11 protein-coding genes are annotated in these 10,446 nt (G+C 44.9%); 4 read left to right on the top strand and 7 right to left on the bottom strand.

The window, feature by feature from the left end; translation table 11 throughout:
- Positions 1–14: 14 nt before the first annotated feature.
- The 4 genes from R7P35_RS21755 to R7P35_RS21740 form a co-directional block, all read right to left on the bottom strand.
- Positions 15–1,112 (bottom strand): GGDEF domain-containing protein, encoded by a 1,098-nt coding sequence (locus R7P35_RS21755; RefSeq protein ID WP_054576500.1) that lies wholly within the window; start codon positions 1,110–1,112, stop codon positions 15–17.
- Positions 1,113–1,117: 5 nt separating this feature from the next.
- Entirely contained in the window at positions 1,118–1,573 is a 456-nt protein-coding gene (locus tag R7P35_RS21750) for an oxidoreductase (protein WP_193837827.1), read from the bottom strand.
- 444 nt (positions 1,574–2,017) lie between these two features.
- Positions 2,018–2,857 (bottom strand): S-formylglutathione hydrolase, encoded by an 840-nt coding sequence (gene fghA / locus R7P35_RS21745; protein WP_005374382.1) that lies wholly within the window; start codon positions 2,855–2,857, stop codon positions 2,018–2,020.
- A gap of 62 nt (positions 2,858–2,919) precedes the next feature.
- Complete coding sequence (locus tag R7P35_RS21740; RefSeq protein ID WP_017821027.1) at positions 2,920–4,068, bottom strand: S-(hydroxymethyl)glutathione dehydrogenase/class III alcohol dehydrogenase; 1,149 nt, start codon at positions 4,066–4,068, stop codon at positions 2,920–2,922.
- Between the two features lie 293 nt (positions 4,069–4,361).
- Between R7P35_RS21740 and R7P35_RS21735 the strand changes: the two genes are divergently transcribed.
- Positions 4,362–5,168 (top strand): arylamine N-acetyltransferase family protein, encoded by an 807-nt coding sequence (locus R7P35_RS21735; protein ID WP_005383272.1) that lies wholly within the window; start codon positions 4,362–4,364, stop codon positions 5,166–5,168.
- 80 nt (positions 5,169–5,248) lie between these two features.
- Positions 5,249–6,121: a LysR family transcriptional regulator gene (locus R7P35_RS21730; protein WP_017633836.1), complete on the top strand. Its 873-nt coding sequence runs from the start codon at positions 5,249–5,251 to the stop codon at positions 6,119–6,121.
- A gap of 99 nt (positions 6,122–6,220) precedes the next feature.
- On the opposite strand, the gene R7P35_RS21725 is transcribed toward R7P35_RS21730, so the two are convergent.
- Together R7P35_RS21725 and R7P35_RS21720 are read right to left on the bottom strand one after the other, a co-directional pair.
- Entirely contained in the window at positions 6,221–6,994 is a 774-nt protein-coding gene (locus tag R7P35_RS21725) for a siderophore-interacting protein (protein ID WP_025768753.1), read from the bottom strand.
- A gap of 179 nt (positions 6,995–7,173) precedes the next feature.
- Positions 7,174–7,758 carry a LysE family translocator gene (locus tag R7P35_RS21720; RefSeq protein WP_005482872.1) on the bottom strand — a complete coding sequence of 195 codons (585 nt, stop codon included), beginning with the start codon at positions 7,756–7,758 and terminating at the stop codon, positions 7,174–7,176.
- Between the two features lie 114 nt (positions 7,759–7,872).
- Between R7P35_RS21720 and R7P35_RS21715 the strand changes: the two genes are divergently transcribed.
- Both R7P35_RS21715 and R7P35_RS21710 read left to right on the top strand, forming a co-directional pair.
- A complete protein-coding gene (locus R7P35_RS21715; RefSeq protein ID WP_005482841.1) occupies positions 7,873–8,313 on the top strand; it encodes an Lrp/AsnC family transcriptional regulator in 441 nt (146 codons plus the stop codon).
- Between the two features lie 214 nt (positions 8,314–8,527).
- Positions 8,528–9,706 (top strand): lytic polysaccharide monooxygenase, encoded by a 1,179-nt coding sequence (locus R7P35_RS21710; protein ID WP_017633838.1) that lies wholly within the window; start codon positions 8,528–8,530, stop codon positions 9,704–9,706.
- Between the two features lie 115 nt (positions 9,707–9,821).
- Here the strand turns inward: R7P35_RS21710 and R7P35_RS21705 are convergent, their stop codons facing one another.
- Positions 9,822–10,442 carry an HAD-IB family hydrolase gene (locus R7P35_RS21705; protein ID WP_025768754.1) on the bottom strand — a complete coding sequence of 207 codons (621 nt, stop codon included), beginning with the start codon at positions 10,440–10,442 and terminating at the stop codon, positions 9,822–9,824.
- Positions 10,443–10,446 lie beyond the last annotated feature (4 nt).

The following is a 10,446-nucleotide window of genomic DNA, read 5'->3' as shown; positions in this document are numbered from 1 at the left end:
ATCATATATACCGTTTAACGTTGAAATTTCATTTTGTACATGCGCTTATCCGCTATGCTGATAAGAAAGTCAACATTGTCACTGTCTTTAGGGTATTGCGCTAAGCCCATGCTTGTTGAAAGTGTTGAGACTTTATCGGAGTTTAATATTTGTGCATCAAAGACGGTATTTATCTGCTCACGTACGTTCTCTTCATTGAGATATTCACCTTCAAGGATAACCGCGAACTCATCTCCTCCCATGCGATAAACAGTAAAATCATTGAGTGCCATAGAATTAAGCCGCCTAGCGATTTCCCGCAGTACAGTGTCGCCAACTTGGTGTCCGTGTGTGTCGTTGACTTCTTTAAAACCATTTAAATCTAGAATCCAGAGAGAAAAGGGCCTTTTTTCTTGAGTAAATTTGTTTAGGGTTATGAATAGTGCATTGCGGTTCCCTAGGTTCGTCAAAGGGTCGCTTAGCGCCAATTTTCTATGAAAATGGGATTCACGATAAAAGAAATAAGTTAGAGAGATAATCGACAAAACGAACGTCGCAAACAACATATATTGTGCTTGCATTAAGCGCTGGGTTTGACCTTTTTGTGCTTCATAAGCTTTACTGCTTAGACGGAAGTTTTGATTAACGAAGTCTATTAAGCCTAAATATAGTGTTTGAGTTGAACGATAAAATGCAGCAGCAGCTTGGCTGTCACCTGTTCTAGCTTCTACTAGTTGTTTTTCTAGCTCTTTGAACTCTTCAAAAAGATTAATGAAGTAAAGGTGCATGTTGTTCCGAGAAAAGAACTTATTGGCTTTCGTGCTACTGGTCAATAAGTCAAAGCGACTCCACGCTAACTCGTATTGAAGCTCTGCACCATCAATATTCAATACGTTTTCATCTAACCGTCTGGCCTCGCCGACAAGTTCTGATAGTTCTTTGGAGAGTTGGAATAAAAACCAAGTCGCTTGTTTTTGTTCGTTATTAAAATTTTGTGAGAGTGAACGTGTTTGCTGTAAAAGCACGACATTCGCGAGGAGCAAAGAAACGGCAAACACCACCAGCAGCATTTTGCTGGTGGTAGAATATTGCAATATTCTTTGTTTCTTAGAATAGGGTTCTGATAACTTCATTCTTATTATTTTTCTTTTATTTCATTTACTTGCCATACCATTTGCGCATGATATTTATTGTAGTTTAGCTCTGGATAGAGATTGATTGGATATATCACCCAGAAAGGGCCTTTATTCCTGACTTTTATGTAATTCTGATCTTGTTGATAAGCCAGTATTGGTTGATATCGAAGAATATCTTGTCGGGACAATGTCGAGTGATAGTCGTTTAAGCTGCTGATATCAACCTGCTCTGGTACCTTTCCGTAGACGTGTGTAAGAAGCGTGCTGAGTTTAACGCCTAAAAACTCTGACGAAGCAGGAAGCCAAGGCAATGTCATCGTGTAGCTAGTGGTAGGTAAAGCTTGGATCTCTTCCAGTTCCAGTATGACACTAGGCTGCTGGCTACTACTAAATACGATCGTATTTGCAGACAAGAATGGCGCAACAAAAAACAGACCTAGCGCGACTATCTTTTTCATCATATGCCCTTTTGAGTTTTATTCTTTTTTCTTAGCTAGGACAAAGGTGCTAGCGGTAATTTATTTATAATTATAGAGCCAACCGGATGAGATTTTATAATACGTTATGTTTCAAAAATAACTGTCGGTTTACGTCACGTCAAGGTTATTAAGTTGCTTCTTAATTAAAAGCTCAGAGTATTGGGATGATGGTAGAGTTTCGTAATGATTTCGCGGTATTTAATTGGTTTTTAGTGCAACTTTGTGTCATTTTTAATAAAGATACTGTGTCGGAAATGAGAATTTAATAAGGCGAGAAATGGATGTCGAATTTGCTCTTAAGTTACATTATTTTACATATTTAAATCATAGATATTCAGATATGTATTTGTTAGTACGTAAAGAAAATAAAGTCACCTAGTTTTGGTGACTTTATTTTTTATTTCATGAGCTTACTTAAATTAACTATGCAAACAAATATTTTGCATGGAAGTTGAGGTGCTCTTCAATAAAGCTTGAGATGAAGTAATAGCTATGGTCATAGCCAGGTTGCATTCTCAAGGTTAGGTTTGAATCGTGTATTTTTGCCGCAGCAATCAGCGCTTCCGGTCTAAGCTGCTCATTTAAGAAGCCATCAGCATCACCTTGATCAACCAAAATTGGTAATGGTGATTGTTGTTGTTTTAGAAGTTCACTTGCATCGTATTGCTTCCAGCTTTCAAGCTCCTTGCCTAAGTAAGCAGTAAAGGCTTTTTGTCCCCAAGGGCATTGCATTGGGTTACTGATTGGACTGAACGCTGAAATAGAACGGTACTGTTCTGAATTTTTCAGACCAATGGTGAGCGCTCCGTGGCCGCCCATACTGTGACCGGAAATTGACTTCACGTCAGAGACTGGGAAGTTACTTTCGATGATCGCAGGCAACTCCTCAGTCACATAGTCGTACATACAGTAATGCAGTGACCAAGGTGCTTGCGTCGCATTAAGGTAAAAGCCAGCTCCTTTTCCTAGGTCATAGCTTTCGTCGTCAGCGATACCTTCGCCTCTCGGACTTGTGTCTGGTGCAATGATCGCAATGCCAAGCTCGGCCGCCATACGAAATGCGCCCGCTTTCTGCATAAAGTTCTCATCGGTACACGTTAAACCAGAGAGCCAGTATAGCGCGGGTACGGGATTTGATTTCGTTGCGTTAGGTGGCAAGAATATCGCGAAGCGCATGGTGCAGTTTAGGGCATTGGATTCGTGTGTATATTGCTTGTGCCAACCGCCAAACACTTTGGCTTGGCTTACATTTTCAATGGTCATGAATAAACTCTCTAATTAGCAGAAGGAATTCAGGCTCCCCAAAAGGAGAGCCTGAGGCAGCATTATTGATCCATATGGATAACTGTTCGGATGCTCTTACCTTCATGCATCAGATCAAACGCTTTGTTGACGTCTGCTAATCCCATTGTGTGGGTAATGAACTCCTGTAAGCCGAATTCACCAGCCATGTAACGGTTTACGATTTCTGGAAGCTCAGAGCGACCTTTAACGCCACCGAAAGCGCTGCCACGCCATACACGACCAGTTACCAGTTGGAATGGACGAGTTGAGATCTCTTGACCTGCACCAGCAACACCAATGATGACTGACTCACCCCAACCTTTGTGACAGCACTCAAGTGCTTGGCGCATCACGTTTACGTTACCGATACATTCGAATGAGTAGTCAACACCACCGTCTGTCATTTCAACAATCACTTCTTGAATTGGCTTGTCGAATTTTTGTGGGTTGATGCAATCAGTTGCACCAAGTTGTTTCGCTAGGTCGAATTTGCTTTCGTTGATGTCTACACCGATGATGCGGCTGGCACCAGCCATGCGAGCACCGATGATTGCAGAAAGACCGATACCGCCTAGACCAAAGATTGCCACTGTGTCGCCTTTTTCAACTTTAGCTGTGTTTAATACCGCACCCATACCAGTGGTTACGCCACAACCTAGAAGACAAACTTCTTCAAGTGGTGCTTCTTTGTTTACTTTCGCTAGTGAGATTTCTGGAAGAACCGTGTACTCAGAGAAAGTAGAACAACCCATGTAGTGGAAGATAGTTTCGCCGTTGATAGAGAATCGGCTTGTGCCATCTGGCATTAGGCCTTTACCTTGCGTTTCACGAACGGCCTGACATAGGTTCGTTTTGCCAGATTTACAGAACTTACACTCACCACATTCAGCAGTGTAAAGTGGGATAACGTGGTCGCCAACTTCAACGCTTGTTACGCCTTCGCCAACCATTTCAACGATGCCGCCACCTTCGTGACCAAGGATTGAAGGGAAGATACCTTCTGGATCGTCACCTGATAGTGTGAATGCGTCAGTGTGACAAACACCAGTTGCTACGATGCGTACTAGCACTTCGCCGGCTTTTGGAAGTTGTACATCAACTTCTTCCATTTTAAGCGGCTCACCTGCAGCCCAAGCGACCATTGCTTTTGATTTTATGTGAGTTTGACCAGGTTTGATTTCAAGCGACATTGGATGTTTCCTTTATATTTTCAGTATATGGAGTGACGTAATAAGCGTAGTTAAGGTTTGCTTACCGCGCTGCGTCGTTTTGTTGGTGCTCATTTTAGGTGTTTCAGTAAAAATGATAATCCGTCCATTTTGAAAATGATTTTTACATATGCGTAATAATGATAAGGTGAGCATGTAAAAAGAGTGCTATGCCTCCTTAAAGCGGAAGGGAAATGGAAAAGGTGATTGACCTGAAGTTAGATAGAGGGGCTAAAGTAGAAAACAGTCAAACCATCAGCTAAGTAAGAGTCATTATGAATAAGACGGATCTGAGTGCCTATTTAACCAAGCTAGGCTTGCCTAGTGAATTGCCCGCCGATTTGGAGTCATTGCACAGAGTTCACGTGGCGCAGCATCGTTGCCTGCCGTTTGAGAATTTTGACATCGCATTGCAGCGAGGCGTTTCTGTTGAGATTGAAGATATTATTCAAAAAACCGTGTACCACTCTCGCGGTGGTTACTGCTTTGAATTAAATGGTTTAATGCTTGATGTGCTCAACACTCTTGGGTTTGAAGCGCGAAGTTTGCTAGGGCGTGTACATGTGTCTGGTACACCAACAGGTCGTAGTCATCAAATCACGTTAGTGACGTTAGAGGAACAAACATGGATTGTCGATGTGGGTTTTGGCTCCAATACCCCTCGAGCGCCATTGCCATTTATCCTTGACCAAGTGATTCAGACGGATTTACAAACCTTCCGTTTTGTCAAAGATGCTCAGTTTGGTTATTTCCTCCAAGTGCTTTCAACCGATGGAACGGACGTGTGGAACAATCTATACAGCTTTGACCTAGAGTTCGTGTGTGCTGGTGACATTGCATGTAGCAACTTCTTTACCTCGACTTCGCCTAATTCGCGTTTTACTAGCGCAAGAGTCGCTGCTAGAGCGACAGAAAGTGGGTTGGTGACGCTGCTTAACTACACACTCAGATGCACCAATCATGAAGAGCTAACAGAAATAGAGCTAGAGCCAGGTCAAACCTACCTGGATGCGTTGAAAGAATATTTTGGCATTGAGCTTGATGCGCAATACGACGATCTTCGTCCGTTACCTGACGCGTAAAGTTTTCCAGTTTTCAAAGCGTAGCGCGACGAGAACAATGTAATCACTATTTGTCTAGAAGAGGTCGACAGGAATACAGCATGGCGAATTGGGAAGGAGTCAGCGAGTTTGTTGCCGTAGCGGAAACTAACAGCTTTACAGCTGCCGCGGCTAAACTGAAAACGTCAGTGGCACAAATCAGTCGCCGCGTATCGGCACTTGAAGAGCGTCTTGCGGTCAAGTTACTGCATCGCACGACGCGAAAAGTTTCTCTGTCTGAAGCTGGACAGCTTTATTATCAGCAGTGCAAACATTTGGTCGAAGGGCTAGAACTGGCCGAGCTTGCCGTAACGCAAATGCAGACCGAACCGCGAGGTTTGCTGCGTGTGACAGCGCCTGTGACCTATGGGGAAATGAACCTCGCGCCGCTCTTGCATCAGTTTTTGGAGAAGTACCCGCGTGTGGACCTCGATTTAGTTCTGACCAATCAAAAACTGGATTTGATAGAGCAAGGGGTAGACGTGGCGATTCGTCTTGGCCGCCTGCAAGATTCCAGCATGATCGCAAAGCGTCTTTCGTCGCGTCAAAATTACGTGTGTGCTAGCCCTATGTATTTGGAGCGATTTGGCGAGCCTCACACATTATCCGAACTGGCTCGACATCAGTGCCTAGTTGGTTCGGTCGATTATTGGCATTTTAAGGAAAATAAACGCGATAAGTCTTTGCGCGTATCGGGGAGAATTAAATGCAATAGTGGTTTTGCGCTAATGGGCGCCGCCAAACGTGGTTTGGGTTTAGTGCAGTTGCCGGACTATTACGTTCAAGAAGCTCTAGATAACGGTGAGCTAGTCGAGGTACTGACCGATTACCGAGACGACCGTGAAGGCATTTGGGCACTGTATCCACAAAGCCGAAATTTATCGCCCAAAGTGAGGTTGTTGATCGACTTTTTAGCGCAGGAACTAGCGGATTAGAGTTTTCATGAACTTTAATACAACTGAAGTTGCTAAAACACCCGGTGATGCCGGGCGTTTTTATTAGGATGAGAGCTGGAATCGAAAAGACATGAATCACTATTGGTTGGATTCCGCGTCTTCACGTTTAATCACTTTGTGCCCATCTTCAGACACGCCTTGCTTCCAATAGCTGCTGATGTAGATATTCTCGCGATCGACTTCTTTTTCGTTGCGGAAATATTGGCGCAGCGCACGCATTGAATCGAACTCACACGCACACCATACCGAAGCGTTACCATCTAACCACTCGAGTTCGCGAACGCTATCAGCCAAGGTTTGCTGTTCGGTTAGCCAAATCAACTCCATACCGGCTGGCGTGTTTAGGGGTTGAATGTCGGCTGGAGACATCACGCTGATCACAGCGTAGCCTTTGGCCTCTTCTGGCAGCGTACGAATTTTCGCAGAAAGTGCTGGAAGTGCTGTCATATCGGCAGCCATGAAGAACCAATCCGCCTCAGTATTTAAGTTGGAGATGCTACCTGGCCCAACAATGCTGATCGTGTCGCCTTTTTGCGCGGCCATTGCCCAACGCGCTGCAAATCCGCATTGCAGATTTTGCGTTACGTGTCGGACGAAATCCACTTCGATTGAACTGGTTTCTGGATGAAAGCGTCGAATAGTGTAGGTGCGCATGATTGGTCGGTCGTCTTCTGACAGGATGCTCAGATCCGCGCCGCCCATATCGTTAAACAGTAATTTGATGTAACTGCCTTCGCAGTCACGAGGAAAGTGGCTCAGCGCCTCACCTTGCAAGGTAATGCGCTGCATGTTTGGAGTGATGGTTTCTGTGTCTGTGACAACAAGCGTTTTAGGTTGAGGCTTCTTTTTCATTGTTACTTTACTCGATAATTATTCTCTTTCTCATTTAAAGATTATCAAGTTCCCTAACAAGAGGGTAGCGTCTTTAAACAAATTTACACTGTGAATTAACGCCAAAGCCTCAAGAAAAATATTACCTCTATCCTTTCTCTAACCACGTAAAGTGAGTCGTTTTTTAACCATAAATGGACTTATATCATTGGAATCGTAGACAAAAGCAACAGCGCAGCCATACTGTAGTTGAACCCCTTAACGCGTTTATCGGTGGTCAACCAACGCTGCAATTGCATACCTGCCGCCGTCCAAAATGTCACCGATGGCAAGTTAGCTAAACAGAAGATACCGGCAATAAAAGTCAGTTCGAGCCAAGAACCGCCACTGGTGTATACCGTAATGGCCGTCAACGCCATCGACCAACCTTTTGGGTTCACCCATTGGAATGCAACAGCCCCTAAAAAAGACATCGGGCGAAAATCGTGTTTTGCTTCTGTTTTGTCGCTGGTGGCGATTTTGTACGTCAAGTACAGCAAATAACTCAAGCTCAATACTTTTAAAATCGAGTGGGTTAGCGGGTAGGCATGGAACAGGCTCATCAAGCCAATACCCACCAAAATTAGCATGGCACCAAAGCCGAAGGTAATGCCCAACATGTGTGGGATAGTGCGTTTAAAGCCGACATTTGCCCCTGAGGTCATCAACATAATGTTATTGGGACCCGGCGTAAAAGTGGAGACAAAAGCGAACAACGCCAAAGCGCCCAGTTGATGATATTCCATAGATTGTTCCTTGAATCAGTTCTCGATAAGTTGAGAACAACTATAAGTAGAACTGAGGTCAATATTGTGCTTTTATTTGATGATTAGAAACTAAATAAGCAATGAAACATCATCATGGATAGATTTGACGAAAGAATATTGCAAGTGCTCAAACGAGACGGAAGAATCTCCAATGTGGAGCTGTCGGAACGCGTTGGTTTATCTCCGTCTGCAACCTTACGCCGAGTGCAAGATTTAGAGCGTAAAGGCGTTATCAAAGGCTACCGAGCAGTACTGGATAATCAGCAACTTGGCGTGGGTTTTGTTGCTTATGTGTCGATTGGTTTGGCCTCGCACTCTAAGCAGGCGCAGTTGGGTTTCGAAGAGCATGTGCGTTTTGTAAACGAGGTGGTGGAATGTCACAACATCACTGGCGCGAACGAATATTTGCTGCGTGTGGAAACGCAAGATCTCGCCGCTTATAAAGCGTTTCACGCTGATGTGTTGGGTGAGTGCGAACACGTCAAGTCGATCACAACCATGGTGGTGATGGACACACCAAAAGACGAGCGCTAGCCAAACGAGAGTGACAGTTTTTGTGGCACACGAATTTGAAGTGACTCGAAAGAGTCAGTCGAGTATGAGAATGGTTCACAACAAATGCTGGAAAGCAGATGGCACTCTTACAATTTCCATATTTATTCTCACCTTCTAAATAATCCCATCCTGCTAGTTTTGCTTAAACCGCTTGTGTTTCAGAGCGGCGAGTCAGCAAAATTAAGGATGAACGATGAAATCACATGTAACACTTCCTCTTTTGAGCTTAAGCGCTGTTGCCGCATTGAGCTCATTTAACGTCAACGCCCACGGCTGGGTAGAATTTCCAAGTGCGCGTCAAAATACGTGTTATTTAGACGGTGGCTTTTGGACCAACGAGATCCCTAACCAAGCGTGTAAAGCGGCTTTTGATGAATCTGGCGCGTATCCGTTTGTGCAGCGTAGCGAAATTGCAGCAAACGTACCAAATTACCGAGATATGGAGCATGTGAAAGCCGTGGTTCGCGACGGTGAGCTATGTTCTGCTGGCGATACAGCTAAGAAAGGCTTGAACATTCCTTCTCCAAACTGGCAGCGCACCAATGTTACGCCAGATGCAAATAACCAGATTGAATTGGTGTTTTACGGCAAAGCGCCGCACAACCCATCGTACTGGGAATTCTATCTCACCAAGCCAACTTATGATGATTCAAAACCTCTTACTTGGAGTGATTTAGAGCTGATCGACACCGCAGGTGATGTGTATGTTGATGCGGAAAAACGCTACCGTATTCAGGTGACTTTCCCTGCTGATCGTTCGGGCGATGCGGTACTTTACACTCGTTGGCAGCGTATTGATGTCGCTGGGGAAGGTTTCTACAACTGTAGTGACATTACGTTAAACGGAACAGGCACGACGCCACCGACTGACCCTGTTGATCCAACCGAACCGGGCAATAATCTGACATCTCTAGGCTACTTTGTTCAGCAAGGTTTCGGACCAGTAGAAGCGGGTGACACCATCCGTTTCCGTACGTTTAATGCGACAGGCAATGAAATTGTCGATATTTCACTACCAATCAGTGCGAACAATACGGCGACTTGGGCGGCAGAAATAGCAGATCAATTTAACGCGCAGCAAACGGGCGATTGGTATGTGGGCATTTGGCATCAAGAGATGAGCCACTACATGTTCGATAGTAACAACGTGAATGCGAACCAAGTATTAGCGCCAAGTGCAGACTTCAGTTATGCGTTGTCACTGATCAAAGCGGATGTAACGCCACCAGTTGAACCAACCAACTTGTGGGACAAGACGGCCGTATACAACCAAGGTGATGTGGTGACGCACAACGGCAAAGAATGGACTGCCCAGTGGTGGACGTCTGGTGAGGAACCAGGCACAACAGGCCAATGGGGTGTATGGCGTTAAGCCATTTATTCGGGCCCTGAACAATAAAACCCTTCTCATGTGAGAAGGGTTTGTTTTTTAGCCTAAAACGACCACTTTGGTCGAGTGGTTGTCTTGAAAATCAGAGCACATATCGTTATTCGCTTGCTCTCCACTCGCTCCAGTTGAGCATCGCGTAGTCTGCCAGTTTGAGCATCGGAATGTCTTCGTGTGTATCACCGTAGGCATAAACAGACGCAAATTCGTCGAGCGAAAACGTGGCCCTAACGCGCGAGACTTTTCTTTCTAAACTGCAATCACCTTGTTGGTAAAAGCCACTCAGTTTTGGCTGTTCTGAGATCAGTTCACTGCACAACAAGTGGTAACCGTTCGCTTCACACCAAGGCTTGAGATACGCATTGAGTGATGCCGACACTACCACAATGGTATCGCCTCTGTGTTGATGCCACGCCAACCTTTCCATCGCTTCTGGCCTCAAGTACAGCGGGATCACTTCATGGGCAAACTGAGCGCCAATCGCTTCAATTTGCTGCGTTTCTTTCCCTGAAAATGCAATAAAACTGCTGAGTGGACGCATAACACGAGCGGGTAACACTCCGAGTTTGTACAGCGCATAAAATGGCATGATAGCGACCTTTCCTACTCGTTTGCGCAGGCCATAAGCAGAATAGTGGAGGAAAAGGCTAAACATATCCTCTCGGGTGATGGTGCCATCAAAATCAAACAGTGCCAGTGACGGCTTAGTAGTATCGAGCAAATTC

Source organism: Vibrio sp. Vb0304 (genome assembly GCF_033338995.1).
In the GTDB taxonomy this organism is placed as follows: Bacteria; Pseudomonadota; Gammaproteobacteria; order Enterobacterales; family Vibrionaceae; genus Vibrio; species Vibrio alginolyticus.
The sequence above is the reverse complement of the archived record's forward strand: the minus strand, read 5'-3'. Positions and strand labels throughout refer to the sequence as shown.